Genomic DNA, 24,677 nt, shown 5'->3' on the forward strand with positions numbered 1-24,677 from the left:
TCCGTTTCCCGTCGATAACGGACGGTAAGAGATGCTGCTGATCAGGACCTACGTCGCCCAGAGCGCCATCGAAGGTGTCGGCGTTTTCGCCGCCGAGCCGATCCGCAAGGGCGCCTCGATCTGGCGCCTCGATCCGGATTTCGACCGGCTGATCCCGATGGAGAAATACGAGGCGGCGCCGCCGCATCTGAAGGAGCTGCTCGACCGCTACGCCTATCCGAGCCCCGACCGGCCGGGCTTCATGGTCTACGAGGTCGACAATGGCCGCTTCATGAACCATGCCGAGCGGCCGAACACGGATTTCTCGCAGTATGGCGGGGCGACCGCGACCCGCGACATCGCGGCGGGCGAGGAGATCACCTGCGACTACGGCGAATTCTTCGAGGATTTCGCCCGCCTGCACCTGGCGACCGCGTAGCGGGACGTCCGACCGGCAGCGGCGGGTTGCGATTTCGCCGCTCGATTGCATTCGGCAGTGGACAGGACGGCCTGATTCTGCTATCAGCCGCCACAATTCGCGGTGCAACCTGCCGCGGAGGCATAGTGGCTATGGCCGCTTGCCTGTTGATTTCAAACCCGAAAGACAGGATTGCACGTGCAGGTACTCGTCCGCGACAACAATGTTGACCAGGCGCTCCGCGCGCTGAAGAAAAAGATGCAGCGCGAAGGCATTTTCCGCGAAATGAAGATGCGCGGTCACTACGAGAAGCCTTCCGAGAAGCGCGCCCGCGAAAAGGCCGAGGCCGTGCGCCGCGCCCGCAAGCTGGCCCGCAAGCGCGCCCAGCGCGAAGGCCTGCTGCCGATGACGCCGCGTCCGGCTCCGGCTGGCGCTGCGGGTGCTGCGCGTTCGCCGCGCTGATACCGCCAATTTTTCGTCCTTTTCGAAGGATACCCAAGGGTGGCGCGATGCGGAATCGCCGCCACCCTTTTGCTTAGAGCGACGTGCGCCTGCTTGGACGCACAACGGATGCTCTGACACTTTGTGATGAAGTTTGACCCGGTTCGGAGAGGGAACGGACCTGACGGCGCGGCGGGCAGTGAGGACAAAGCAGAGATGAATTCAATTTCCGTGGAGCGCAGAACCGCAATGCGCGGCTTCGCCCTGACGGCGGCCCTGCTCTCGGGCCTGGCGCTTGCCGCATGCCAGACGGCCCCGACCGGCGAATTCAACAACATCGACAAGGCGCAGGGCTCGACCGAGAACATCTCCTCGCTGTCGGCGGTGATCCAGCGCAATCCGCAGGATCCGGAAGGCTACAATGTGCGCGGTTCGGCCTATGGCCGCGGCGGCCAGTACCAGGCGGCGCTGAAGGACTTCGACACCGCCATCCAGCTCAACCCGAATTTCTACCAGGCCTATTCGAACCGCGCGCTCATCCAGCGCTTCCTCGGCAACCAGGAGGCCGCGCTCGCCGACTACAACCGTTCGATCCAGATCAACGCCAATTACGACGCCGCCTTTATCGGCCGCGGCAATCTCTACCGCAAGGCGGGCCGCACCCAGGACGCCTTCAACGATTTCCAGAAGGCGATCCAGCTCGATACGACCGATGCCCGCGCCTACCACAATCGCGGCCTGATCTATCAGAGCCAGGGTCAGCACAAATTCGCCATCGAGGATTTCTCGACCGCCATCTCGCTGGCGCCGGACGCCGCCGAGCCCTACAACGGCCGCGGCCTCTCCTATCTGGCGACGGGCGACGAGGACAACGCCTTCTCCGACTTCAACATGGCCATCAAGCTCGACGGCAAGAACGCCGAGGCCTGGGCCAACCAGGCGCTGATCTACGAGCGGCGCGGCGACAAGGCGCGGGCGGCGAAGTCCTACCGCGAGGCGGTTCATCTCGATCCGAACTACCAGCCGGCCAAGGACGGCCTGTCGCGCACCAACACCGCCAGCGCCAGCTGATACAGCCGGCGCGCCGCGCGACGCCCTGTCGATAGGGTCGATCCCGCATGGCTGGAAGGCCTGGTCGCCAACGAGGCCTTCCGCCCAAAAGAACCGATCCTCAGTCGCAGATGCTTGGAAAATCCGCCGGCCGTGTCCGACGACGAACCACTGTCACCCATGCTGACAGCGAGGGCAAAGCGTTAACCCTTGCCATGTTCGCGCCAAGTTTTCGGCGGAACGCTCCACGCACCTCGACCGTTAACCGGGGCCAAATTTGCGAAAGGACCTTTCCAATGATCAAGACACTTGCCTATGCCGCCGCGCTCGCCACCACGGTCCTCGCGTTCCCCGTCAACGCCGGCACGCTCCGGCTTGGCACGCTTGATTGCACCATCGACGGCGGCGTCGGCTATGTCATCACCTCGAACAAGGGCGTGTCCTGCACCTTCCGCCCGTATCATCATGGGCCGGCCGAGCAGTACACGGGAATGATCTCCAAGCTCGGCATCGATGTCGGCCAGACGCATCAGGGCCAGCTGGCATGGGCGGTTCTGGCCGCCACCCGAAGCCATGACGAGGGCGACCTTGCCGGCAGCTATTATGGCGTCAACGCCGAGGCGAGTGTCGTGACCGGCGGCGGCGCCAATCTCCTGGTCGGCGGGCTGGGTGGCGCCTTCATGCTCGAGCCGCTCAGCGTTCAGGCGCAGACTGGCGTCAACCTGGCGGTGGCGGTCACCTCGCTGGAGCTGATCCACTCCTTCAAATAAGGCGCATTTGCTCCCTTACGCGCGGCGCGGAACAGGTTACTGTTTCGCGCCGCATGCTTTTGGGGGGACCGCCATGCCAAGAACCATCATTGCCGCTGCTCTGATCGCTACCGCCTGCGCGGGACAGGCCGATGCGCAGAGCGGCGGCGTCGAGCTTGGCGTGCTCGATTGCGCCATCGGCGGCGGCACCGGCTTTGTCTTCGGCTCGAGCAAGGACCTGAGCTGCACCTTCACGCCCGCCGACAAGACTTTCGCGCCGGAGGCCTATTTCGGCGCCGTCAACAAATACGGGCTGGACATCGGCACCACCAAACAGAGTGTCATGCAGTGGCTGGTGCTGACGCCGCTGAAGAACATCTATGCGCCGGGCGCCCTTGCCGGCGACTATGTCGGCGCCAGCGCCGAGTTGACGGCGGCGGTCGGCGCCGGCGCCAATCTACTCGTCGGCGGCTCCGAACAGGCCTTCACGCTGCAGCCTCTCAGCTTGCAGACGCAGACCGGCATCAACATCGCCATCGGCGTCAGCCAGTTCCAGCTGCGCAGCACCGCCAACTGACAGCTCATCAAAAGCCGGTCTTCAAGCGTCGCGGCGTTCGCCATACATTCCTGAAAAGGCCTCTTGAGCTCAACCGCGCTTGAGGTTCTACAAGCTCAGCCGAACTGGATCTGGCGCCCTTTCGCGTTGCGGATGAGGCTGCGAATGGCAAGCAGGAGATCGACGTGACGGCGGCAAGCGGCAACAAGGCGGGCGGCAAGGTGGACTGGCGGGCATTGTGGGCGAGCGGCGACCTGGCGCGCTTTTGCTTCATCAGCCTCGGCATTCTGTTGCACGCCACCAACGAGACGATGGTGGCGACGGTGATGCCGGCGATGGTCGGCGAGCTGGCCGGCGTGCAATTGGTCGGCTGGTCGCTGGCGATCTACGAGCTTGGCGCCATCGTCGCCGGTGCTGCCGCCGGAAGGCTGGTGAGTTATGTGGCGCTGCGCACCAACATGATGGTTGCCGCCTTGCTCTATGCGGCCGGCGCGCTGATCTGCGCCACCGCACCCTCAATGCCGCTCTTCCTTGCCGGACGGCTGGTCGAGGGGCTGGGCGGCGGTGCGCTGGTGTCGCTGGCCTTCGTCTCGGTCGAGCGGCTGTTCCCGCGCAACATTTGGCCGCAGCTTTTCGGCATCATGTCGGCGATCTGGGGTGTTGCCGCCTTCAGCGGCCCGATGCTTGGCGCCATCATGGCCGAGCTTCTGTCGTGGCGCTGGGCCTTCGGCATCTTCACCGTCGGCGGCACCGCCATGGCGCTGGCAAGCTTCATCGTGCTCGACACGCCGCAGGCGACCAGGCCGCAGGTGGACAAGGGCACGGCGCCGCCCTTCCCTTATGCAGCGCTCGGCTGCCTTGCCGTCAGCGTCGTGCTGATCGCCAGCGCCGGCGTCGATGTCGCCCTGCTGCGCTCCTCGCTGCTGCTTGGGCTGGGGTTGATCGGCCTCGTGCTATTCTTCCGCATCGATGCGCTGAAGCCGGACTCGCGGCTGTTTCCGTCGCGGCTGTTTTCCTGGCGCTCGCCGGTCGGCAGCGGCATGACCATGGTGGCCGCCTTCTCGGTGGCAACCTGTTCCTTCGCCATCTATGGGCCGCTGCTTTTGACCACGCTGCACGGCATCCCGATCCTGACCACCGGCTACATCATCGCTGCCGAATCGATTGCCTGGTCGATCCTTGCGATCCTCGTCGCCAATGCGCCGCTGGAGCGCGAGCGACTTATCATCGTGGTGGGCGCGCTGATGATCGCGGCCGGCCTCGCCGGGCTTGCCTATGCAATCCCGAGCGGCTCGATTCCGTTGATCCTGCTCTGCGCTCTGCTGCAGGGCGGCGGCTTCGGCGTGTCCTGGCCGTTCCTCACCCGCGTCATCGTCGCCTCGGCCCGTGACGGCGAGCAGACCATCGCCTCCGCCGCGGTGCCGACCATGCAGCGCATCGGCTATGCGGTGGGGGCGGCGCTCGCCGGCATCATCGCCAATGCCAGCGGCTTTTCCGAAGGCCTGAACCGCGACGCGGCGGCGAACGTCGCCGGCTGGCTGTTCCTCGCTTTCGTGCCGCTCGGCATTCTCGGCTGCCTGGCGGCCATCAGGATCGCTATGCCAACCGCGCATCCACAGGAAGCGACGGGCTGACCTCGGGAGACAATCGGAGAGCGGAAGTTCTCACAGGGACGGCAGAACGGCTCGGATGTGATCGGCGAAGGCCTCGACCGCGGGTGATCGCTCGGTGTCGGCAAAGGCGACCAGAATGCCAAGCTGGGGCAAGCGAGGAAGCGGCGCGCCCAGAATATGGAGGTCCGACGGCACCGCATCCTCGGTCATCACGCTGATTGCCAGGCCCGACCGCGCCACGGCGATCAGCCCGGCAAGGCTGTTGCTGGCATAGGATATTTTGTAGCGCAGTCCGGCGCGCGCCATGGCCTCGCAAGCCGCCTTATGGTCGACGGCATTCGACGCCGACAACGCCAGCGGCACGATGTCGCCAAAATCGTAGAGGTCCAGCGCCGGCTTGCTGCCCACCCATACGAGCGCTTCGGTGCGCACATGCGCGTCGCTTGCGTTCGGACTGGAGACAAGCGCCAGGTCGATCTGGCGCGCGTTGAGAAGCGTCCGCAATTCGACGGTGGGCGCCGAAACCACCTTGATTTCGACATCGGGATACATGGTTCCGAAGCCCTTCAGGAGCGCGGGAAAGAACGCGCTCAGATAGTCCTCGGGACTGCCGAAAATAATCGAACCGTGCAGGCCTTTGTCGGACAGCGCCGAGTTTTGAGGATGCGCTCGGCATAGGCCAGGAAGCGCTCGCCGCTGCCGGTGAGCCGCACCCCGCTGCCGCTGCGATGAAACAGGCTCTGGCCGAGGGCTTCCTCGAGCCGCTGCACCTGCATTGTCACGGCCGACTGCGTGCGTCCGACCTGTACCGCCACCGCACTGAGGGTTCCCGAATGCGCCGCGCGCACGAATGTCGCCAGCAGCTTGAGATCGAGCATATCAAATCCATTGATATCAGAATCCGACAACTATCAATTTTACTGCATCCGCGCCAGCCGCTAGATTGTTGGCGCAACGCTTGCTGGAGTTGAGAGATGTCGAAAAACTTGGAGCCTGGGTTTTGGGATTCGGCGCGCAAGCACCTGATCCGCTATGGCGGCAGCTTCGAGCCCGCCATCATCGAGCGCGCCGCTGGCTCCTTCGTCTACGATGCCGACGACAGGCCCATCCTCGACTTCACCTCCGGACAGATGAGCGCCCTGCTCGGGCATGCTCACCCCAGGATCGTCTCGACGGTCAGCCGCCAGGTGGAAAGGGCCGCGCATCTTTTCAGCGGCATGCTGTCCCGCCCGGTGGTCGAGCTTGCCGAACGTCTCGCCGCGCTGGCGCCCGGCCTCGACAGGGTGCTGCTGCTCTCGACCGGCGCCGAGTCCAACGAAGCAGCCATCCGGATGGCCAAGCTGGTGACCGGCAAGCACGAGATCGTCGCCTTCTCGAAGAGTTGGCACGGGATGACCGGTGCCGCCGCGTCGGCGACCTACAGCGCCGGCCGCAAGGGATATGGGCCCGCGGCGGTTGGATCTCTTGCGATTCCCGCGCCCAACAGCTTCCGGCCGCGCTTCAGGAATGCCGACGGTTCATTGGACTGGCTGACCGAGCTGAACGATGCGTTCGATATGATCGACAGCCAGTCGACCGGGAGCCTGGCGGCCTTTGTCGCCGAGCCGATCCTGTCGAGCGGCGGCATTCTGGAATTGCCGCAAGGCTATCTGGCGGCACTCCATCAGAAATGCCGCGAGCGCGGAATGCTGCTGATCCTCGATGAAGCGCAGACCGGCATCGGCCGCACGGGAGACATGTTCGCTTTCCAAAAAGATGGCGTCACCCCGGACATCCTCACGCTGTCCAAGACCATCGGCGCCGGGCTTCCTCTGTCGGCGGTGATGACGACGGCTGAAATCGAGGAAGCGGCGCACGACAAGGGCTTCCTGTTCTATACCACGCATGTCTCCGACCCGCTGCCGGCGGCCGTCGGCGTTGCGGTGCTCGATGTGGTGGAAGAGGAAAAGCTCGTCGACCGGGCCCAGCGCCTCGGAGCGAAACTGTTCGAAGGGCTGTCGCGGCTGAAGCAGCGATATGAATGTGTCGGCGACGTGCGCGGTCGCGGCCTGCTGCTCGGGGTCGAGATCGTCAAGGACGGCAAGGTGCCCAATCACGAGTTGGGTGCCGCAATCGCGGCGGAAGCGTTCCGGCGCGGCCTGAGCATGAACATCGTCAAGCTTCCCGGGATGGGCGGCGTCTTCCGCATAGCCCCTCCTTTGACCATCTCCGAGGAGGACCTGGGTCTCGGCCTGAGGATCATTTCGGAGTCCATCGAAGCCGGACTAGCCGCCAACGCGAGCCTTACAGGCATCGCCGCCGAGTGAAATTAGCCGGGCCGGCCGTCTTCGGCGGCGGGGCGTTCAGACAACGATGGTCTTCAGCCGCTCGGCAATGAGTGCGGCGAGCCGTGCCGCCACCTCGTCCTTGCCCATCTCGGGCCATTCCTCGACGCCTGCCTTCGAGACGATCCGCACCTTGTTGCGGTCGCCGCCCATCACGCCGGACGGGCCGATGCCGCTTTCATGCGAGACGTCGTTGGCGACGATGAAATCGGCGCCCTTCTTCTTCAGCTTGGCCTCGGCGTTGCTGATCAGATCCTGCGTCTCGGCGGCAAAGCCGACAACCAGCCCCGGCCGCTGTTTGTGATGACCGACGCCGGCCAGAATGTCCGGGTTCTCGACCATCTGCAGCGAAGGCGGTCCCTCGCCGGCCATCTTCTTGATCTTCTCGCCGGCGGCGTTCGCCGTGCGCCAGTCGGCGACGGCGGCGACGAACACCGCCGCATCCGCCGGCAAAAGGCTTTCGACTGCGCCCTTCATCTCGGCTGCGGTCTCGACATGGGTAGTGATGACGCCGGCCGGATCGGCGATGGTGACCGGACCGGAGACCAGCCGCACATCGGCGCCGAGCTTCGCCAACGCCGCCGCAATGGCGTGACCCTGCTTGCCGGACGAGCGGTTGGCGATGTAGCGCACCGGGTCGATCGGCTCATGCGTCGGCCCCGAGGTGACGATGATCCTGCGGCCCGCCAGCGGCTTCGGCCTCTCGTCGAGCAGCGCCTCGATCGCGGCTGCGATCTCCAGCGGTTCGGCCATGCGGCCCTCGCCCGCCTCGTTGCTCTCGGCCATCTCGCCTTTGGCCGGGCCGACGAAGACAACGCCGTCTTTTTGCAGGGTCGCCCGGTTGCGGCGGGTCGCCGGATGCGACCACATTTTCGGGTTCATCGCCGGCGCCATCAGCACCTTCTTGTCGGTGGCGAGAAGCACCGTCGAGGCGAGATCATTGGCATGGCCGTTGGCAAGCTTCGCCATCAGATCGGCGGTGGCCGGCGCCACCACCAGCAGGTCGGCCTCGCGCGACAGGCGGATATGGCCGACATCATGCTCGTCATTGCGGTCGAACAGTTCGGTGAAGACATGGTCGGCCGAAAGCGCGCCGGCCGAAAGCGTGGTGACGAACTCCTGCGCCGCCGCCGTCATCACCACCCGCACCGCCGCACCGCGCTCGCGCAGGCGGCGGATCAGGTCGAGCGCCTTGTAGGCGGCAATGCCGCCGCCGATGATGAGCAGGATGCGCTTGCCGGAGAGGCTGCCTCGCAGGGCAGCCTTGCCTGATGCGGCGACAATGGGCGTCGCCTGCTGGCGCGAGCCTGCCAGTTCGTGCAGCGTCTTCTCGATCTGGTCGAGGCGACCGGCGGATCCGACTTGACCTTCGACCGAGGCCCGAAGCATCACCCGCGCCTGCTCCTCCATCGAGCGGTCGTTTTCGGCCGCCAGCCGGCGCAGCAGGTCCTTGATTTCGTCGTCAAGATTGCGAATGGTGATGCTGGCCATGTGATTGCACTCTGCTTGGCATCTCTGGTTGCAATGATAGCAATGCAATCAAGAGAGGGCAACCAGACCGCTAGGCGAGCTTCCACACGATGTAGAGCAGCGTCAGCGCGATCACCCACAGGGCCACGCGGCCTGAGCGGGTATGGCGTGCCTCGGCCTTGCCGATGGCGCGTGCCGTCGCCTCGTCGAAGCGCAGCCCGTGCTCGGCCATCAGGTCGATCTCGCGCGACAGCCGCTCGGTGCGGGCGGCGATGTCGGGCGCCTGGCGGGCCAGCGCCAGCAGCGCCCTGGTGCCGTCGCGCGCATCGACAAGAAGGCCGCGCGGGCCGAGATTGCCGGCGATCCAGTCGCCCACCACCGGCTCGGATGTCTTCCACATGTTGAAGGCCGGATCGAGCGTGCGGGCGACGCCCTCGACCACCACCATGGTCTTCTGCAGCAGGATCAGCTCGGGCCGGGTCGCCATGTCGAACAGTTCGGTGACCTCGAACAGCAGCGTCAACAGCTTGGCCATCGAGATGGTTTCCGCCGGCTGGCCGTGGATCGGCTCGCCGATGGCGCGGATCGCTTGCGCGAAGGCCGAGACATTGTGCTGGCGCGGCACATAACCGGCCTCGAAATGCACCTCGGCGACGCGCTGGTAGTCGCGCACGATGAAGCCGTAGAGTATCTCGGCGAGGAAGCGGCGCTCCTTCTTGCCGAGCCGGCCGGCAATGCCGAGATCGACGGCGACGATGGTACCGTTGGCCTCGACGAACAGATTGCCCGGATGCATGTCGGCATGGAAGAAGCCGTCGCGCAGCGTATGGCGCAGGAACGACTGGATGAGGTTGGTGGCGATCGCCTTGAGATCGTGACCTGCCTCCACGAGGCCGGCAATGTCGTTCATCTTGACGCCGTCGACCCACTCCATGGTCAAGACGTCGCGGCCGGTCCGCTCCCAGTCGACCGAGGGCACGCGGAAGCCCGGATCGTCCTTGGTGTTCTCGCCGAGCTCGGACAGCGCCGCCGCCTCGAGCCTGAGATCCATCTCGATCTTGGTGGTCTGCGCCAGCGTCTCGGTTACCTCGACCGGCCGCAGGCGGCGCGACGAGGGGATGTATTTTTCCTGCAGGCGGGCGGCGAGGAAATAGCTTTCGAGATCGTGGAAGAAGCGCCGCCGCACGCCAGGCCGGATGACCTTCACCGCCACCCGGGTAGCAACCCCTTCCTTCACCGTCTCGGCGTTGTGCACCTGGGCGATCGAGGCGGCGGCGACGGCGCCGTCGAAGCTGGCGTAGAGATCGCCGATCTTGCGCCCGAGCGAGGACTCGATGGCGGCGATCGCCTCGGCCTGCGGGAACGTATGCATCTTGTCCTGGAGAAGCGCGAGGTCGAGCGCCATGTCGTTGCCGACGACGTCGGGCCGTGTCGCCAGGAACTGGCCGAGCTTGACGTAGGATGGCCCCAGCCGCACCACCGCCTTGGCCAGCCGGTCGCCGCGCTTGTAGGCAAGCGCGCTGCGGCGGGTGAACAGCCGCGCCATGCGCCAGCCGAATTTCGGCAGGCCGGAAAGCTCCTCGCCCGGCAGCGCCGAGACGACGCCCTCGCGGACCAGCACCCAGCCGGCCCTTGCGAGCCGAAAGGCGGCGCCGACGCTGCTCATCGGACGCTGCTCATCGTCTGGCCTGCCTCAAGGTTTCCTGCCTCAAAGCTTCCAGCCCGAATGCAGTGCGGCGATGCCGCCGGAATAGTTGCGGAAGGAGACGCGGTCGAAGCCCGCCCGGGTGATCATGGAAGCGAAATTCGCCTGGTTCGGAAATTTGCGGATCGATTCGACCAGGTAGGAATAGGGTTCGCCGTCGCCGGTGACCGCCTGGCCGATCTTCGGGATGGCGTTGAACGACCAGGCTTCGTAGGCCTTGTCGAGCAACGGCATCTCGACCTCGGAAAATTCGAGACACAGCAAACGCCCGCCTCGTTTCAGCACGCGGAAGGCCTCGGAGAGCGCCACGTCGATACGCGGCACGTTGCGGATGCCGAAGGCGATCGTATAGGCGTCGAAAACATTGTCGGCGAAGGGCAGTTCCTCGGCATTGGCCTCGACGAAATCGGCGTTTTCGCTGAGGCCTTTCGTCTCGGCGCGGTCGCGGCCGACGTCGAGCATCGAGCCGTTGATGTCGAGCACCGTGGCGTGCGCGTGGCGATCGCTCGCCTCGATGATGCGGAAGGCGATGTCGCCGGTGCCGCCGGCGACATCGAGCACTTTCCAGCCCGGCCGTTTCGGCGGGTTGAGCCATGTCACCATGGCGTCCTTCCACAACCGGTGCAGCCCGCCCGACATCAGGTCGTTCATCAGGTCATAGCGATTGGCGACCTTGTGGAAAACGTCGTTGACCAGGGACTGCTTGTCACCGGCCCCTACCCGCTTGAAACCATAGGAGGTTTCCATGCCGCCCGCGGCCGTGGTTCTCTCACCTGACATTATTTTGATCCGTCATAAAACCGGCGGGACCATAGCCGATCACTGGTGCGGGCGCTATTGTTTAAGGCGCGGTGTTCGGCCGCGCTTCCAGGTGGTGGGCTTATTGACCTGGACCGAACTTGACGGGATGACTGTATGCCTCTGAAAGCGGAACTGCACTGCCACATCGAAGGGGCAGCAGCGCCCGAGCTCGTCATCAGCCAGGCGCGCAAATACGGCAAGGACACGTCGCCCTACATCAAGGACGGCGCCTTCGTCTGGCATGATTTCACCTCCTTCCTCGCGGCTTACGATTTCGCCTCCGACCTGTTCCGCACCGAGGAGGACTATGCGCGGCTGGCAGACCACTATCTCACCAGCCTCGCCCGCGACGGCGCCATCTATTCCGAGGTCTTCACCTCGCCGGATCACGCAAAAAAGGCCGGCCTGTCGCCCAAGGCCTATACCGACGCGCTCGGCGAAGGCATGGCGCGCGCCAAGGCCAAGACCGGGATCGAGGGCCGCATGATCGTCACCGGCGCGCGCCATGTCGGCGTCGAGTCGATCGAGCAGGCGGCGCGCTTCGCCGCCCGCTGCGGCCACCCGCTGGTGACCGGCTTCGGCGTCGCCGGCGACGAGCGCATCGGCGATTTCGAGGACTATGTCCGCGCCTTCGAGATCGCCCGCGAGGCCGGCCTCGGCATCACCATCCATGCAGGCGAACTGATGGGCTGGGAGAGTGTCAAGGCCGCGCTCGACCACATCCGGCCGTCCCGCATCGGCCATGGCGTGCGCGCCATCGAGAATCCCGACCTCGTCCGGCGCATCGCCGACGAAGGCGTGGTGCTCGAATGCTGCCCGGGCTCCAACATCGCGCTCAAGGTGTTCGACAGTTTCGCCGACCATCCGTTCCCGGCGCTGCTGGCGGCGGGTTGCAAGGTGACGCTCAACTCCGACGATCCGCCCTATTTCTGGACCTCGCTGCAGCGCGAATACGACATCGCCACCGAGCATTTCGGGATCAAGGACAAGGCGCTTGTCGCCATCACCAGGACGGCGATCGAGGCCGCCTTCGTCGACCGCAAGACGAAAGCAGCGCTTCTCGCCCGGCTGAACGGCGCCGGGCGCTGACTGCTTTACAGGCAAATTTCCGGCAAAAACGGTGATCGGTGACGGCCAAGCGGTTCCTTGGCCGCCGCATTGTCGCTAGGGTCTTTCGGATTGCCGGAATTCCAGGAGAGCACCATGCAGGGCGTCACCGTCGTCGACCACCCGCTTGTCCAGCACAAGCTGACCATCATGCGCAAGAAGGAGACGTCGACCGCCGGCTTCCGCAGGCTGCTGCGCGAGATCTCGCTGCTTCTGGGCTACGAGGTCACACGCAATCTCGAGCTGACGACGACCGAGATCGAGACGCCCATCGAGACGATGGAGGCGCCGACACTGGAGGGCAAGAAGCTGGTCTTCGCCTCGGTGCTGCGCGCCGGCAACGGCCTGCTCGAAGGCCTGCTAGATCTGGTGCCGGCGGCGCGTGTCGCCCATATCGGGCTCTACCGCGACCATGACACGCTGGAGGCGGTCGAATATTTCTTCAAGGCGCCGAGCGACCTCGCCGACCGGCTGGTGATCGTCGTCGATCCGATGCTCGCCACCGCCAATTCGGCGATCGCGGCGATCGACAAGCTGAAGGGGCGCGGCGCCACCAACATCCGCTTCCTGTGCCTGCTGGCGGCGCCCGAGGGCATCGAGCGCTTCACCAAGGCGCATCCCGACGTGCCCGTCTTCACCGCCTCGATCGACCGCCAGTTGAACGACAAGGGCTATATCATGCCCGGCCTTGGCGACGCCGGCGACCGCATGTACGGCACCAAATAGGCCCGCTGTTTACCACCCGTTTACGCAAAGCCGCGGTTTCGGCCGACGTTAAAGTCGAAAACACCATGTCGGGGTTAAGGATCGGCCTTCACACAGGCCGGTCCCATGCTGCGCAAGCTCCTCTTCCTTGGCGTCTTTGCCGGAACATCGGCATCGATCCCGATCATCTATCAGTCGAACCCGCAGATGCTCGATGGGCTGTTCAAACCGACGGCAGCCTCCAGGCCGGCGACCGAGCCGCAGCCGGCCCTGAACCTCGCCGCGGTTCCGGACAAGCCTGCCGCGCCGCTGCCGCTCGGCCGCAAGGTGGTGGTCAACGCCGACGCGCGCGGACACTTCAGCTCTGCGTTCAAGGTCAACGGCCGCCAGGTCGACGGCATGATCGACACCGGCGCGACGCTGGTCGCCATCAACACGTCCACGGCGCGCCGCGTCGGCATCTCGCTCAGCCCGTCGGATTTCATCCACGAGGTCAACACTGCCAATGGCTCGATCAAGGCCGCCGTGGTGACGGTCGACCGCTTGCAGATCGGCAAGATCTCGGTCGACAATATCCAGGCGGTGGTGCTCGACGACCGGGCGCTGCAGACCAACCTGATCGGCATGAGCTTCCTGCAGCGGCTGCAGAAATATCAGGTCGAGAACGGGGCGCTGTTGCTGGTCCAGTAGGGGTGCCGGACCGGATGGTCAGCGCGGCAGCACGCGCCGGATGACGGTCTTTTCCGCCGCCGGCTTCGACGTCCCGATCGTGTAGGCCGCAAGCACGGCCGCAGCCGCTGTCTCGGCATCCGCGTCGGTGCGCGCATGGACCAGCGCCAGCGGCTCACCCGCCCGCACTTCCGCGCCGACCGGCGACAGCCTGGTAATGCCGACCGCGTGATCGATCCTGTCTTCAGGCCGCGTCCGCCCGCCGCCGAGGCCGACCACCGCAAGTCCGATCTCGCGCGTCGCGATGCCGCTGACGAAGCCGTTTCCAGACGCCTTCACGGCGAGTTCTACCGGCGCTTTCGGCAGATATTTTTCCGGCCTGTCGATGAAATCGGCGGGGCCGCCGAGCGCTGCCACCATGCGCTGGAAGACGGCAGCCGCGCGGCCGCCGGCAAGCGTCTCGGTGGCGCGCCTTATACCGTCCTGGTTGGACGCGGCCAGCCCGGCCGACTGCAGCATCTCGGCGGCGAGCGCCAGCGTCACATCCTCCAGCCGCTTGTCGCGGAAACGACCGGTGAGGAAATCGACCGCGTTGCGCACCTCGACGGCGTTGCCGGCGGCCGATGCCAGCGGCTCGTTCATGCCGGTGACCAGCGCCGAGGTCTTCAGCCCGGCGCCGTTGGCGACCTCGACCAGGCTGCTGGCAAGCGCCGTCGCATCGCGCGACTTCTCCATGAAGGCGCCGTTGCCGACCTTGACGTCGAGCACCAGCGAGCCAAGTCCGGCGGCGAGCTTCTTCGACAGGATCGAGGCGGTGATCAGCGGCACCGATTCCACCGTGCCGGTGACGTCGCGGATGGCGTAGAAGCGGCGGTCGGCGGGCGCCAGGTCGGCGGTCTGGCCGATAATGGCGCAGCCGGTCTCGAGCACCGTCTTGCGCAGGCGCGCCACGTCCGGCTGGCTGATGTAGCCGGGGATGGCGTCCATCTTGTCCAGCGTGCCGCCGGTATGGCCGAGGCCGCGGCCGGAGATCATCGGCACATAGGCGCCGCAGGCGGAGACGATCGGCGCCAGCATCAGCGAGACATTGTCGCCGACGCCGCCCGTCGAATGCTTGTCGGTGACCGGGCCGGGCAGGTCGGACCAGTCGAGCACGTCGCCGGAATCGCGCATGGCGACGGTCAGCGCCACCGCTTCCTCGCGGCTCATGCCGTTGAAGAACACCGCCATGGCGAAGGCGCCGACCTGGCCTTCCGTGACGGTACCAGCGGTCAGCCCTTCGATGAAGGCCGCGATCTCAGGTGCCGAAAGCCGGTGGCCGTCACGCTTGCGGCGGATGATTTCCTGCGGAAGCATCAGCTCTCCGGCAGCCCGTCGCGGAACACGCGTTCGAGGATCGCCGCCAGCCGCGCCCCGCCGATGGGCGCCATGTCCTTGGTCTCCTGATGCGAGAGCTCCGCACCTGTCATGCCGGCGGCGAGGTTGGTGACGACCGAGCAGGCGGCGACGCGCAAGCCCAGGAAGCGGGCGAGGATGACCTCCGGCACCGTCGACATGCCGACCGCATTGGCGCCCATGATGCGCGCCATGCGGATCTCCGCCGGCGTCTCGAAGCAAGGGCCGGAGAACCACATATAGACGCCCTGATGCAGCTTGGTGCCGGTCGCCTTGGCCGCCTTCTCGATCGCCTTGCGCAGGCCCGCATTATAAGCCTCGGTGAGGCCGACGAAGCGGCGATCGCTGGGCTCTCCGATCAGCGGATTGGAGCCCGAGAAATTGATGTGGTCGGTGATCAGCATCACCGAACCCGGCCCCATCTCCGGATCGACCGAGCCGGCGGCATTGGTCAGGATGAGCTGCGAGATGCCGATGCCGGCCAGCACCTCCAGCGCCGGGCGCATCGCCGCGGCAACGCCGTGCTCGTAATAATGCGCGCGGCCGGACAGCATCAGCACCGGCGTGCCGGCGAAATGCCCCGCCACCACCTCACCCGCATGGCCGCTGACGCCGCTTCTCGGGAAGCCCGGCAGTTCGGCATAGGAAATGCGCCTGGCGTCCTCGACCTTGTCGACGAGGCCGCCAAGGCCCGAACCCAGCACCAGCGCGACCGTGGGCGCCAGCCCGTCCAGCCGTTCGACGAGATGATCGAGCGCCTTTTCCATCATTTCAGTATGTCGCCCCTGAAGCCGTAAGGCAGCATATCGCCCATGGTCACCGTCTCGACCACGCCGCCATTGTCGCAAAGATAGAGTTTCGTCTCCGGCCGGCAGAACTCCGCCAGCCGCTGCCGGCAACCGCCGCAGGGCGAGCATTTGGCCATGCGCTCGGCAAGGACCGCGATCTCGGTGATCCTGCCGCCGCCGCCCATGATGTAGTGGCCGAGCGCCGTTGTTTCGGCGCACCAGCCCTCGGGATAGGAGGCCACCTCGATGTTGGCGCCGGCAAAGATACGCCCGTCCTCGGTGCGCAATGCGGCGCCCACCGGAAATTTCGAATAGGGCGCATAGGCCTTGGCCATCGCAGCCTTGGCCGCCTCGAACAGATCATGCGACATTCAGTTCTTCTCTCCCACGATCTTGTCCAAAAGCCGGTTCGCTTCCGCGTTTGCCTCAGCGTTCCTTGACATAGGGCACGCCGCCGGCGCGCGGCGGGATCGCCTTGCCGATGAAGCCGGCAAGCAGGATCACGGTGAGCACATAGGGCAGCGCCTGCATGAATTGCACCGGCACCTTGCCGATGACCGGCAGCGGCGTCCCTTGCAGGCGGATCGACAGCGCATCGAGGAAGCCGAACAAAAGGCAGGCGAACATGGCGTTGACCGGCTTCCATTTGGCGAAGATCAATGCCGCCAGCGCGATGTAGCCCTTGCCGGCGGTCATGTCCTTCACGAAGCCGCCATTCTGCACCATCGACAGATAGGCGCCGGCAACCCCGGTGAGGATGCCGGTGCAGATCAGCGCCCGGTAGCGCAGCCAGGCGACCGAGATGCCGGCCGTGTCGACGGCGGCCGGGTTCTCGCCGACGGCGCGCAGCCTGAGGCCGAAGCGGGTGCGGTAGAGCACCCACCAGGCGAACGGCACCATCAGGAACGCGAAATAGACCAGTATCGAGTGGCCGGAGATCAGTTCCGAATAGATCGGCCCGATGATCGGCACGTCACGCAGCGCGTCGGCGCCGGGCCAGGTGATCGCCTCGAACCGCTCGCCCGGCGCCAGCGCCGGCGTCCGCCCGCCCTGCTGGAACCAGTGCTGGCCGAGCATGATGGTGGAGCCGGCGGCGATGAAATTGATCGCCACGCCGGACACGATCTGGTTGCCGCGATGGGTGATCGAGGCAAAGCCGTGCACCATGGCGAAGGCGACCGAGATCAGGATGGCCGTGCCGAGACCGAGCAGGGCCGAATGCAGCACCGAGGCGGCGGCAGCACCAGCGAAGGCGCCGACCAGCATCTTGCCCTCGAGCCCGATATCGAAGACGCCGGCGCGCTCCGAATAGAGGCCGGCGAGGCAGGCCAGCAACAGCGGCACCGACAGGCGGATGGTCGAGTCGAGTATCTGCACAATGGCGATGAAGAAATCCATCTCAGGCGCCCTTCCCCTTGACCGCTTCGATGCCGACCGTCTTCGGACTGATCGACGCGAACAGCGCCTGGATGTAGGGCCGGAACATGTGTTCGAGCGCGCCGGCGAACAGGATGACCAGGCCCTGGATGATGACGATCATGTCGCGGGAAATCGCCGGCATCTCGAAGGCAAGTTCGGCGCCGCCCTGGTAGAGCATGCCGAACAGGATCGCCGCCAGCACGATGCCGACCGGATGCAGGCGCCCCATCAGCGCCACCGCGATGCCGACGAAACCGGCGCCGGAGACGAAATCGAGCGCGACATTGTGCTGGTCGCCCATCGTCGGGTTGAGCGCCATCATGCCGGCCAGCGCGCCCGAGATCATCATCGCGATGATGACGATGCGCGTTTCCGAGATGCCGGCATAGCGTGCCGCCTTGGCGCTGTGGCCATAGGTGCGCATCTCGTAGCCGAGCCTGGTGCGCCAGATCAGCAGCCAGACCAGGAATGCCATCAGCAGCGCCAGGAGGAAGCAGACGTTGAGCGGCGCCGAGCGGATCTTGGCGCCGAACAGCTCGATCACCCAGTTGAGCTTCGGCAATTGCGCGCCGTCGAGGAAGGTGCGCGTCTGCGGCGCCATCGAGCCGAGCGGCTTAAGGAAGCCGACCAGGGCATAGACCATGACGCTGGCGGCGATGAAGTTGAACATGATGGTGGTGATGACGATGTGCGAGCCGCGCCTGGCCTGCAGATAGGCCGGGATCAGCGCCCACAGCGCCCCCATCGCCGCGGCGGCAACGATCGCCAGCGGAAAGGTCAGCCACCATGGCAGCACGCTGTCGAAGGCGAGGCACACGACGCCGATGCCGAGCCCGGCAATGTAGCCCTGGCCCTCGCCGCCGATGTTGAACAGGCCGCAATGCGCCGCGACCGCCACCGACAGCCCGCTGAAGATGAAGGTGGTGGCGTAGAACAGCGTGAACGCGATACCCGTCCCCTTGCCGAAGGCGCCTTGCACCAGGATGACCGCGGCGCGGAACGGATTCTCCCCAACCAGGACCACCACGAAGCCGGCGACGACGAAGGCAACGAACAGGTTGATCACCGGGATCAGGCCGTAGTCGGCCCAGGCCGGAAGTTTTGCGTAAGGCGTGCTCATTGCGCGGCCTCCCGCTGCTCGACGCCGGCCATCAGCAGGCCGAGTTCCCCTTCTGTCGCTTCCGGACCGCGCTCGCCGACGATGCGGCCGGCGAACATCACCAGGATGCGGTCGGACAGCGAACGGATCTCGTCGAGCTCGACCGACACCACCAGCACCGCCTTGCCCTGGTCGCGCATGGCGATCAGCCGCTTGTGGATGAATTCGATGGCGCCGACATCGACGCCGCGCGTCGGCTGGCCGACGATCAGCACGCCCGGATCCTGCTCCATCTCCCTGGCCAGCACGATCTTCTGCTGGTTGCCGCCGGAGAAATTGGCCGTCTTCAGCCGGCAGTCGGCGGGACGGATGTCGTATTTGGCGATCTTGTCCTTGGCGTCGTTGCGGATGGCGTCGATGTCGAGCAGCGGCCCCTTCAGATAGCGTTCGTCGTCGTGGTAGCCGAGGATCGAGTTCTCGTTCTCCTCGAAGGCGAGCACCAGCCCGACATGGTGGCGGTCCTCCGGCACGTGGGCGAGGCCGCGGTCGCGCAGTTCGCCGGGATCCGCCTTGCCGGTCAGGTCGATCGGCTTGCCGTCGAGCATGACCGAGCCGGAGACGGCGTGGCGGATGCCGGAAATCGCCTCGAGCAGTTCGGATTGTCCGTTGCCGGCCACGCCGGCGATGCCGACGATCTCGCCGGCGCGCAGGTCGAAGGAAATGTCGTCGACCATGGTGACGCCGCGCTGGTCCTTCACCGTCAGGTTCTTGACCGCGAGCTTCACGGCGCCGGCTTCCGCCTCGCCCTTCTCGACCCTGAGCAGCACGCGGCGTCCGACCATCAGTTCGGCGAGTTCGCCGACCGTAGTCTCCTTCGTCACCCTGGTCGCCACCATCGTGCCCTGGCGCATCACCGAGACGGTGTCGGTGATGGCCATGATCTCGCGCAGCTTGTGGGTGATCAGCACCACCGTCTTGCCCTGCTCCTTCAGCTGCTTGAGGATGCGGAACAGGTGGTCGGCCTCCGCCGGCGTCAAGACGCCGGTCGGCTCGTCGAGGATCAGGATCTCGGCGCCGCGATAGAGCGCCTTGAGGATTTCGACGCGCTGCTGCAGGCCGACGGGCAGTTCTTCGATGATCGCATCGGGATCGACCTCCAGCCCGTATTCGCGCTCCAGCCGTTCCAGCTCGGAACGCGCCTTGGCGATGCTGCGCTTCAAGAGCGCATCGCTCTCGGCGCCGAGGATGACGTTCTCCAGCACCGAGAAATTGTCGACCAGCATGAAATGCTGGTGCACCATGCCGATGCCGAGCGCGATGGCGTCGTTCGGCGTCTTGATCGACGCCGGCTGGCCGCCGACGCGGATCTCGCCGCTGTCGGCCTGGTAGAAACCGTAGAGGATCGACATCAGCGTCGACTTGCCGGCGCCGTTCTCGCCGACGATGCCGTGGATGGTGCCGCGCGCGACCTCCAGATTGATGTCGCGGTTGGCGCGCACGGCGCCAAAACTCTTGTTGATGCCGATCAGTTCGATTGCGGCTTGCGCCATGCAGCCTGTCCCACTCTTATTTTTTATCGCTTGGTCAAAACGCCTAGCATGCTGCCCCGCCCGTGCCAATCGGCCGGGGGGTTGTCCACTCTCGACAAATCCCCGCGTGCTTGTCAATTTCGAAGGTGGCCGGGACCTTCACATTCGCTAATGTGGGGAACGCGACGGACGCATCGCCTGTGAGCGCAACAGACCGGGGTTTTGAAATGATCATGCCTGCCGACCGGCTGACGACGCTGGAAATCCGCGCCGCCGAGCAGGAAAAGACCATCGAGGAACTGTCAGGCCAGATCGCCGAGCAGTGGAAGGTGATCGAGCGGATGGAACGCAAGCTCAGCGCGCTTACCGACCGCTTCCTGGCCCTGGAGGAGCAGGCCGCGTCCGACGTGCCGGTCACCAAGCCGCCGCATTGGTGAGGGAGGGACAGCCGCATGGCCAGTGAAAGCGACCGCATCGCCCGCGCCGGCGACTATGTCTTCGGCCTGATGAACGACGTCGAGCGCCGGCGCGCCGAACGCGATTTGGAAATCGACCCCGCCTTCCGCGACGCGGTGCTGCGCCTGGCCGAGCGCATGCGCGCCTTCGACCCCGCCGCGCCGGCAGACGGCGCGACCGACAAGCGCTGGGACCTGGTCACCCGGCGCATCGCCGAATTGCCGCAGATGCGGCTTGCCGGCGTTGGTGGCGGCGACAGCGGCGAGGAAGCGGGGCCAACGATGATCCGCAGGCTGGAGCGCCCGCCCTACGGCGTCGGCCTGCACGCCCTTGGCGGCCGGCGCGGATTTGCCATCGCCTTGGCGCTGGTGGCCGCCTTCGCGCTCGGCTATCTCACCGGTGCATGGTCGGCCGACGGCATGCTTGTGCCCTAGAGCAACTCCAGGAAAAGTGTGAAACGGTTTTCCGTCCGGAATTTAGTCAAAACAATCACTTAGGACGCCGACGGCGGCAAAAAAGAAACCGCCGGGTTTTCACCCGGCGGTTCACTCTACTGAATACCGCTGCCGATCAATACGGGCAGGCGTTGTCCGACATGTAGTCGTGCACCTTGACGGTGCCGGCGATGATGTCGGCCTTGGCCTTTTCGACCGCCGTCTTCATGGCATCGTCGACGAGCGCCTTGTTGTTATCGTCCATGGCGTAGTCGACGCCGCCTTCCTTGAGGCCGAGGTCGTTGATGCCGGCGGTGAACTTGTCGTTCTTGGCATCCATGAAGGTGTTATAGACGGCGACGTCGACGCGCTTGACCATCGAGGTCAGCACCTTGCCGGGCTGCAGCCCGTTCTGGTTGGAATCGACGCCGATGCCGAGCTTTCCGGAATCGGCCGCCGCCTGCAGCACGCCGACGCCGGTGCCGCCGGCCGCGGCGTAGATCACATCGGCGCCCTGGTCGATCTGCGTCTTGGCGATCTCGCCGCCCTTGGCCGGATCGTTCCAGGCGGCGGGCGTGTCGCCGGTCATGTTCTGGATGACATCGGTCGCGCCGGCCGACTTGGCGCCGCCCACATAGCCGCAGCCGAACTTGCGGATCAGCGGGATGTCCATGCCGCCGATGAAGCCGACCTTCTTGGACTTCGAGGCCATCGCCGCCATCACGCCGACGAGGTAGGAGCCTTCCTGCTCCTTGTAGACGACGGAGCGGACGTTGGGCTTGTCGACGACCATGTCGATGATGGCAAACTTGGTGTCGGGGAATTCGGTGGCGATCTTGTCCAGCGCGTCCGCCCAGGAGAAGCCGGCCATGACGATCGGATTGCGGCCGTCCTCGGCGAAGCGGCGCAGTGCCTGCTCGCGCTGGGTGGCGTTCGAGACCTCGAATTCCACATAGGCGATGCCGGTCTCGGTCTTGAACTTCTCGGCGCCGTTAAAGGATGCCTCGTTGAACGACTTGTCGAACTTGCCGCCGAGATCGTAGAGGATCGCCGGCTGGATATCCGCGGCGAAAGCCGGAAGAACCATTGCGGTTGCGGCCAGAAGGCCAAGAACGATACGTTTCATGTGATCCACACCCTGTCGGTTATTTTTCCGTTACGCACCGCCTGACAGCCCGGTTCTCCGGCGGGCAGACGGCGTCTGGCAGGAAGTATGCCCCTCCCGCTCGCGGCCAATCTGGCACGGCCCGAAACAAAATTCACGCGGAATTTTGACCTTTTGGAAAAGCATGCCGCCGGCATGCGGCGCGGCGCATCATCCGTTCTTCGGCTGCCCTTGGGGCCGGCGCGGACGACGTCAGGTGGCGGCGAACTCGCCGCCCCGCCGCTGCCGCCGGTAGCCGATGGCGTAGAACAGGAAGGCCACGACAGCGAACACCGCGAAACCGGGCTGGGCGAGCACCCAGGCGATGACGCCATCCCACAGCAGCGGGCTGGCCTTGTCGCGCACGTAGGTCTCGAAGGCCGCGCGGGTGTCTGGCGATACCGCCAGCCAGCTCGTGTTGAGCGGCGTCATGACCAGCGCCGAGGCCGCCACCGAGCGCGTCGCGTCGACCACTGCCATGATCACCGAAACCGAAAGCGCGACCATCGCCGCGAGACGAAAGATGAAGCGTAGCATCGAGACCATCCTCCCTCGGGACGAGGTGCCAAGCCCATCGCGAGAGCCTCGGGCATCGTCCCTTCCCCGTCGCAGAGATAGAGCGTGCGCGCCTTGCCGGCAATCGCGACACGCGAATTTGAGCTATGCCGCCGGCTTGCGTTTGCGGTTGACGCGCCAGACCGCGAACAGCCCGCCGGCGATGGCGCCGGCGATCAGGCCGGCCAGCCCGATGAACACGGCGAAATAGCCGCAGGCGCCCTCGAAGCAGCTCATATCGGTGGCATCCGCGATCAGCGAGCCGGCGGCAAAGCCGGCGCAGGCGCCGATCGCCGCGCCAAGGACGATGCCGAGCAAGGCCGCGACCACGGAAACCAGCACCGACGGCCTTTCGGTTTCCGCATTGGCATAGACCGCATCGGCGCCGGCCCCGCGCCGCAGCAGATAGAGGCAAAGCGCGCCGATGGCGATCTCGCCCGCGGTGAAGACGAGGCTCCTCGCCGAGAAGACGAAGTCGGGCGTGAGCAGCACATAGGCCTGCCGCGCCAAGAGCCATAGGATGGTCGCGACCTGCCAGATGGCGAAATGGCGCGGGAAGCGCGCCGAGCGGTTGAAGGCGAGGCCGAGCAGGTAAAGGCCCCACAATATGGTGACGATGCCCGCGATCAGGCCGCCATAGATGAGGAAGAAGACGCTTTCCGGCAGGCTGGGTTCGCCGATCAGCCGCCATGTCGACATCAGGCCGTAGACCGACATGGCCATGACGATGACGAGCCACGCCACGGGCACGTAGGACAGCCCGCTATCCGGCCGCGCCGCCGGCTCCTGGTTGGTCGAAGTCATCTCCGGACTGAGCCCCCGCAAAGCCTTGTATCGACAAGGACAGCGGACGGATGGCGAAGTCAAGCAACGACAGGCTGTGACACCCGGCCTGTGCACATCATTCGGCCCGCCGGGAGCCTAGCGAAGCCGCGGCCGGGGCCTCGCGAGCGATCCCTTATGCGGCAAAGCCGACAAAGCGCCATTATGGCTTGGCATTCGCTCCGGGATCGACTAGATGAGCCCCGCGCCTGCTGCTTCGACGCTGCAGGTGCGGGGAAAGAGTGCCCGCCGGTTGACGGCGCTCGAGGTGCGGAAATACCGCCCGAAAAATTCCCAAGGGACCGCATATCCCCAACCCGCGCGGCAAAACCGGCCGGCGCGCCATGCAAGGACGGAGAGGTGGCCGAGTGGTTGAAGGCGCACGCCTGGAAAGTGTGTTTACGGGAAACCGTAACGCGGGTTCGAATCCCGCTCTCTCCGCCATTCCTCACAATGAGGCGATTTAGTAAGCAAAATCAGCATCTTAGGTGAATGATCGCCTGAGACTTAGACCAATCACTTAGACCAATCTGGCATCATTCCTCATACGCCCCGATTAGCGCGCTTCGCTGCGCGCCATGCTCCCACATCTTCAATACACCGTTGGCGCCTGCCATGGGTATCGCAACGGATCGACCCATTGCCCTCATTTTCAACTTCCAGCATGCTGCGCCAAACCGGGAGGGATGAATGCGGTCCATGTTCATAGCCGCGCTCGGCTTGGCGCTCGTCGGGTGCAACAACACGACGTCGTCGGGGCAGTGGCGTGAGGTTAAGGCCACAACAAAAGACAGCCGCTTCGAAAGGGCCAAGGCGATTTGCAATGGTCGCGCAAGCGAAACGCAGGTGATGGCTGGACGGCTCTGGATTGCCGGAGCGATGGCGTCGAGCAGCACCTTCAAGGGCTGCATGGCGGAACAGGGGTTCGTGCAATAGGGACGGATGCCACAAAGACCCCACCCCCGACACACCTCTTGGGGCGATGCATCGGGGGCAGGAAGGTCGTCAATCGGCGAAAGCTGTGCCGTCCTTACGGGCCGCTGCTATGGCTTGAGCATGCCTGTGGAAGACGTGCCATTCACCCTTGACCGCAGCCTTGCGCAGCGCTGGGTAGTCGGCCTCGTCGACATGCTCGAAGTAGGTCGCCAGCGTCAGCCCATGCTGCCGCAGAACGTTGCGGTCGAGGTGCTGAGTGAATGCAGTCTCGACCACAGCCGCTTCCACCTCCTCGATCCCGAAGGCTTCCCCGGTTGGTATCTCTCCCGTCTCCACGAAGGCGTCCACAATGAATTGCTGCTGGGGTTCGCTATGAGTGTCCCTGAAGCGGTCAAGGCTCTGGTCCGCCATGCGCACAAACTCGGCATGCTGCTTGTCTTCCTTCTCGTCGTCGGTCTGTTCCTCCTCTTCGGTCTTGTCGTCCACGGCAGGCAACTCAGGGGCCGAAGCCCC

26 protein-coding genes, 1 tRNA gene and 1 pseudogene are annotated in these 24,677 nt (G+C 65.3%); 14 read left to right on the top strand and 14 right to left on the bottom strand.

Going from position 1 to position 24,677, the window contains the following annotated elements; all coding sequences use genetic code 11:
• Positions 1 to 31 precede the first annotated feature (31 nt).
• The 6 genes from EN846_RS08440 (at position 32) to EN846_RS08465 (ending at position 4,827) form a co-directional block, all read left to right on the top strand.
• Positions 32 to 418, top strand: a complete 387-nt coding sequence (locus EN846_RS08440; RefSeq protein WP_127308941.1) for an SET domain-containing protein-lysine N-methyltransferase — start codon at positions 32 to 34, stop codon at positions 416 to 418.
• Positions 419 to 595: 177 nt separating this feature from the next.
• The gene (gene rpsU, locus EN846_RS08445; RefSeq protein ID WP_126058367.1) at positions 596 to 859 is read left to right on the top strand and encodes a 30S ribosomal protein S21; all 264 of its coding nucleotides are present in this window, start codon (positions 596 to 598) and stop codon (positions 857 to 859) included.
• 195 nt (positions 860 to 1,054) lie between these two features.
• Positions 1,055 to 1,909 carry a tetratricopeptide repeat protein gene (locus EN846_RS08450; protein WP_127287196.1) on the top strand — a complete coding sequence of 285 codons (855 nt, stop codon included), beginning with the start codon at positions 1,055 to 1,057 and terminating at the stop codon, positions 1,907 to 1,909.
• A gap of 275 nt (positions 1,910 to 2,184) precedes the next feature.
• Complete coding sequence (locus EN846_RS08455) at positions 2,185 to 2,658, top strand: DUF992 domain-containing protein (protein ID WP_127287195.1); 474 nt, start codon at positions 2,185 to 2,187, stop codon at positions 2,656 to 2,658.
• Positions 2,659 to 2,731: 73 nt separating this feature from the next.
• A complete protein-coding gene (locus EN846_RS08460; protein WP_127393779.1) occupies positions 2,732 to 3,214 on the top strand; it encodes a DUF992 domain-containing protein in 483 nt (160 codons plus the stop codon).
• Between the two features lie 164 nt (positions 3,215 to 3,378).
• Positions 3,379 to 4,827, top strand: coding sequence for an MFS transporter (locus EN846_RS08465; RefSeq protein WP_127393778.1), 1,449 nt, complete (start codon positions 3,379 to 3,381; stop codon positions 4,825 to 4,827).
• A 30-nt stretch (positions 4,828 to 4,857) separates the two neighbouring features.
• On the opposite strand, the pseudogene EN846_RS08470 reads toward EN846_RS08465, so the two are convergent.
• A pseudogene (locus tag EN846_RS08470) lies at positions 4,858 to 5,684 on the bottom strand (LysR family transcriptional regulator).
• 96 nt (positions 5,685 to 5,780) lie between these two features.
• Here EN846_RS08470 and EN846_RS08475 point away from each other — a divergent pair.
• Positions 5,781 to 7,112: an aspartate aminotransferase family protein gene (locus tag EN846_RS08475; RefSeq protein WP_128346401.1), complete on the top strand. Its 1,332-nt coding sequence runs from the start codon at positions 5,781 to 5,783 to the stop codon at positions 7,110 to 7,112.
• A 36-nt stretch (positions 7,113 to 7,148) separates the two neighbouring features.
• Here EN846_RS08475 and coaBC read toward each other — a convergent pair whose 3' ends face one another.
• The 3 genes from coaBC to ubiE form a co-directional block, all read right to left on the bottom strand.
• Positions 7,149 to 8,621 (bottom strand): bifunctional phosphopantothenoylcysteine decarboxylase/phosphopantothenate--cysteine ligase CoaBC, encoded by a 1,473-nt coding sequence (coaBC, locus tag EN846_RS08480; protein WP_210214026.1) that lies wholly within the window; start codon positions 8,619 to 8,621, stop codon positions 7,149 to 7,151.
• Positions 8,622 to 8,691: 70 nt separating this feature from the next.
• Positions 8,692 to 10,266, bottom strand: coding sequence for a 2-polyprenylphenol 6-hydroxylase (gene ubiB, locus EN846_RS08485; protein ID WP_128346400.1), 1,575 nt, complete (start codon positions 10,264 to 10,266; stop codon positions 8,692 to 8,694).
• 42 nt (positions 10,267 to 10,308) lie between these two features.
• On the bottom strand, positions 10,309 to 11,085 hold the full coding sequence (gene ubiE, locus EN846_RS08490; protein WP_127308935.1) for a bifunctional demethylmenaquinone methyltransferase/2-methoxy-6-polyprenyl-1,4-benzoquinol methylase UbiE: 777 nt from the start codon (positions 11,083 to 11,085) through the stop codon (positions 10,309 to 10,311).
• A gap of 135 nt (positions 11,086 to 11,220) precedes the next feature.
• Here ubiE and EN846_RS08495 point away from each other — a divergent pair, with 135 nt between their 5' ends.
• The 3 genes from EN846_RS08495 (at position 11,221) to EN846_RS08505 (ending at position 13,608) form a co-directional block, all read left to right on the top strand.
• Positions 11,221 to 12,195, top strand: a complete 975-nt coding sequence (locus EN846_RS08495) for an adenosine deaminase (RefSeq protein WP_127393651.1) — start codon at positions 11,221 to 11,223, stop codon at positions 12,193 to 12,195.
• 114 nt (positions 12,196 to 12,309) lie between these two features.
• Complete coding sequence (gene upp, locus EN846_RS08500; RefSeq protein WP_126058358.1) at positions 12,310 to 12,939, top strand: uracil phosphoribosyltransferase; 630 nt, start codon at positions 12,310 to 12,312, stop codon at positions 12,937 to 12,939.
• A gap of 105 nt (positions 12,940 to 13,044) precedes the next feature.
• Entirely contained in the window at positions 13,045 to 13,608 is a 564-nt protein-coding gene (locus EN846_RS08505) for a TIGR02281 family clan AA aspartic protease (RefSeq protein WP_127393650.1), read from the top strand.
• 18 nt (positions 13,609 to 13,626) lie between these two features.
• On the opposite strand, the gene deoA is transcribed toward EN846_RS08505, so the two are convergent.
• The 6 genes from deoA to EN846_RS08535 are packed head-to-tail and all read right to left on the bottom strand — an operon-like array spanning position 13,627 to position 19,838.
• The gene (gene deoA / locus EN846_RS08510; RefSeq protein ID WP_128346399.1) at positions 13,627 to 14,943 is read right to left on the bottom strand and encodes a thymidine phosphorylase; all 1,317 of its coding nucleotides are present in this window, start codon (positions 14,941 to 14,943) and stop codon (positions 13,627 to 13,629) included.
• Positions 14,943 to 15,752, bottom strand: a complete 810-nt coding sequence (locus EN846_RS08515) for a purine-nucleoside phosphorylase (protein WP_127391240.1) — start codon at positions 15,750 to 15,752, stop codon at positions 14,943 to 14,945. The genes deoA and EN846_RS08515 overlap by 1 nt, the downstream gene beginning before the upstream one ends.
• Positions 15,749 to 16,141: a cytidine deaminase gene (gene cdd / locus EN846_RS08520; RefSeq protein WP_127286137.1), complete on the bottom strand. Its 393-nt coding sequence runs from the start codon at positions 16,139 to 16,141 to the stop codon at positions 15,749 to 15,751. Before cdd ends, EN846_RS08515 begins: the two co-directional genes overlap by 4 nt.
• A gap of 55 nt (positions 16,142 to 16,196) precedes the next feature.
• Positions 16,197 to 17,168, bottom strand: coding sequence for an ABC transporter permease (locus EN846_RS08525; RefSeq protein ID WP_127312239.1), 972 nt, complete (start codon positions 17,166 to 17,168; stop codon positions 16,197 to 16,199).
• A 1-nt stretch (position 17,169) separates the two neighbouring features.
• Complete coding sequence (locus EN846_RS08530) at positions 17,170 to 18,309, bottom strand: ABC transporter permease (RefSeq protein ID WP_127391239.1); 1,140 nt, start codon at positions 18,307 to 18,309, stop codon at positions 17,170 to 17,172.
• On the bottom strand, positions 18,306 to 19,838 hold the full coding sequence (locus EN846_RS08535; protein WP_127283528.1) for an ABC transporter ATP-binding protein: 1,533 nt from the start codon (positions 19,836 to 19,838) through the stop codon (positions 18,306 to 18,308). The genes EN846_RS08530 and EN846_RS08535 overlap by 4 nt, the downstream gene beginning before the upstream one ends.
• A 209-nt stretch (positions 19,839 to 20,047) precedes the next feature.
• Here EN846_RS08535 and EN846_RS08540 point away from each other — a divergent pair, with 209 nt between their 5' ends.
• Both EN846_RS08540 and EN846_RS08545 read left to right on the top strand, forming a co-directional pair.
• Positions 20,048 to 20,254 (top strand): SlyX family protein, encoded by a 207-nt coding sequence (locus EN846_RS08540; protein WP_187331332.1) that lies wholly within the window; start codon positions 20,048 to 20,050, stop codon positions 20,252 to 20,254.
• Positions 20,255 to 20,269: 15 nt separating this feature from the next.
• A complete protein-coding gene (locus EN846_RS08545; RefSeq protein WP_127391238.1) occupies positions 20,270 to 20,707 on the top strand; it encodes a hypothetical protein in 438 nt (145 codons plus the stop codon).
• 136 nt (positions 20,708 to 20,843) lie between these two features.
• On the opposite strand, the gene EN846_RS08550 is transcribed toward EN846_RS08545, so the two are convergent.
• From EN846_RS08550 to EN846_RS08560, 3 genes are all read right to left on the bottom strand, one after another.
• Positions 20,844 to 21,833, bottom strand: a complete 990-nt coding sequence (locus EN846_RS08550; protein WP_127283526.1) for a BMP family ABC transporter substrate-binding protein — start codon at positions 21,831 to 21,833, stop codon at positions 20,844 to 20,846.
• 231 nt (positions 21,834 to 22,064) lie between these two features.
• Positions 22,065 to 22,388 carry a hypothetical protein gene (locus EN846_RS08555; protein ID WP_127391237.1) on the bottom strand — a complete coding sequence of 108 codons (324 nt, stop codon included), beginning with the start codon at positions 22,386 to 22,388 and terminating at the stop codon, positions 22,065 to 22,067.
• A gap of 123 nt (positions 22,389 to 22,511) precedes the next feature.
• Positions 22,512 to 23,210 carry a hypothetical protein gene (locus EN846_RS08560; RefSeq protein ID WP_127391236.1) on the bottom strand — a complete coding sequence of 233 codons (699 nt, stop codon included), beginning with the start codon at positions 23,208 to 23,210 and terminating at the stop codon, positions 22,512 to 22,514.
• A 372-nt stretch (positions 23,211 to 23,582) separates the two neighbouring features.
• On the opposite strand from EN846_RS08560, the gene EN846_RS08565 reads away from it, so the two are divergent.
• Together EN846_RS08565 and EN846_RS08570 are read left to right on the top strand one after the other, a co-directional pair.
• Positions 23,583 to 23,672: transfer RNA gene (locus EN846_RS08565), tRNA-Ser, on the top strand.
• Positions 23,673 to 23,918: 246 nt separating this feature from the next.
• The gene (locus EN846_RS08570) at positions 23,919 to 24,164 is read left to right on the top strand and encodes a hypothetical protein (protein ID WP_127391235.1); all 246 of its coding nucleotides are present in this window, start codon (positions 23,919 to 23,921) and stop codon (positions 24,162 to 24,164) included.
• Positions 24,165 to 24,233: 69 nt separating this feature from the next.
• Here the strand turns inward: EN846_RS08570 and EN846_RS08575 are convergent, their stop codons facing one another.
• Positions 24,234 to 24,650, bottom strand: coding sequence for a hypothetical protein (locus EN846_RS08575; RefSeq protein WP_127391234.1), 417 nt, complete (start codon positions 24,648 to 24,650; stop codon positions 24,234 to 24,236).
• Between the last annotated feature and the right edge of the window lie 27 nt (positions 24,651 to 24,677).

The organism is Mesorhizobium sp. M4B.F.Ca.ET.203.01.1.1, assembly GCF_004791025.1.
Taxonomy (GTDB): domain Bacteria; phylum Pseudomonadota; class Alphaproteobacteria; order Rhizobiales; family Rhizobiaceae; genus Mesorhizobium; species Mesorhizobium abyssinicae.

Bases quoted from the DNA above. Each gene is read 5' to 3' on its own strand.
- EN846_RS08440 (WP_127308941.1), top strand. From the start codon at position 32: ATGCTGCTGATCAGGACCTACGTCGCCCAGAGCGCCATCGAAGGTGTC.
- EN846_RS08450 (WP_127287196.1), top strand. From the start codon at position 1,055: ATGAATTCAATTTCCGTGGAGCGCAGAACCGCAATGCGCGGCTTCGCC.
- EN846_RS08455 (WP_127287195.1), top strand. From the start codon at position 2,185: ATGATCAAGACACTTGCCTATGCCGCCGCGCTCGCCACCACGGTCCTC.
- EN846_RS08460 (WP_127393779.1), top strand. From the start codon at position 2,732: ATGCCAAGAACCATCATTGCCGCTGCTCTGATCGCTACCGCCTGCGCG.
- EN846_RS08475 (WP_128346401.1), top strand. From the start codon at position 5,781: ATGTCGAAAAACTTGGAGCCTGGGTTTTGGGATTCGGCGCGCAAGCAC.
- coaBC (WP_210214026.1), bottom strand. From the start codon at position 8,621: ATGGCCAGCATCACCATTCGCAATCTTGACGACGAAATCAAGGACCTG.
- ubiB (WP_128346400.1), bottom strand. From the start codon at position 10,266: ATGAGCAGCGTCGGCGCCGCCTTTCGGCTCGCAAGGGCCGGCTGGGTG.
- ubiE (WP_127308935.1), bottom strand. From the start codon at position 11,085: ATGTCAGGTGAGAGAACCACGGCCGCGGGCGGCATGGAAACCTCCTAT.
- EN846_RS08495 (WP_127393651.1), top strand. From the start codon at position 11,221: ATGCCTCTGAAAGCGGAACTGCACTGCCACATCGAAGGGGCAGCAGCG.
- upp (WP_126058358.1), top strand. From the start codon at position 12,310: ATGCAGGGCGTCACCGTCGTCGACCACCCGCTTGTCCAGCACAAGCTG.
- EN846_RS08505 (WP_127393650.1), top strand. From the start codon at position 13,045: ATGCTGCGCAAGCTCCTCTTCCTTGGCGTCTTTGCCGGAACATCGGCA.
- deoA (WP_128346399.1), bottom strand. From the start codon at position 14,943: ATGCTTCCGCAGGAAATCATCCGCCGCAAGCGTGACGGCCACCGGCTT.
- EN846_RS08515 (WP_127391240.1), bottom strand. From the start codon at position 15,752: ATGATGGAAAAGGCGCTCGATCATCTCGTCGAACGGCTGGACGGGCTG.
- cdd (WP_127286137.1), bottom strand. From the start codon at position 16,141: ATGTCGCATGATCTGTTCGAGGCGGCCAAGGCTGCGATGGCCAAGGCC.
- EN846_RS08525 (WP_127312239.1), bottom strand. From the start codon at position 17,168: ATGGATTTCTTCATCGCCATTGTGCAGATACTCGACTCGACCATCCGC.
- EN846_RS08530 (WP_127391239.1), bottom strand. From the start codon at position 18,309: ATGAGCACGCCTTACGCAAAACTTCCGGCCTGGGCCGACTACGGCCTG.
- EN846_RS08535 (WP_127283528.1), bottom strand. From the start codon at position 19,838: ATGGCGCAAGCCGCAATCGAACTGATCGGCATCAACAAGAGTTTTGGC.
- EN846_RS08545 (WP_127391238.1), top strand. From the start codon at position 20,270: ATGGCCAGTGAAAGCGACCGCATCGCCCGCGCCGGCGACTATGTCTTC.
- EN846_RS08550 (WP_127283526.1), bottom strand. From the start codon at position 21,833: ATGAAACGTATCGTTCTTGGCCTTCTGGCCGCAACCGCAATGGTTCTT.
- EN846_RS08555 (WP_127391237.1), bottom strand. From the start codon at position 22,388: ATGCTACGCTTCATCTTTCGTCTCGCGGCGATGGTCGCGCTTTCGGTT.
- EN846_RS08560 (WP_127391236.1), bottom strand. From the start codon at position 23,210: ATGACTTCGACCAACCAGGAGCCGGCGGCGCGGCCGGATAGCGGGCTG.
- EN846_RS08570 (WP_127391235.1), top strand. From the start codon at position 23,919: ATGCGGTCCATGTTCATAGCCGCGCTCGGCTTGGCGCTCGTCGGGTGC.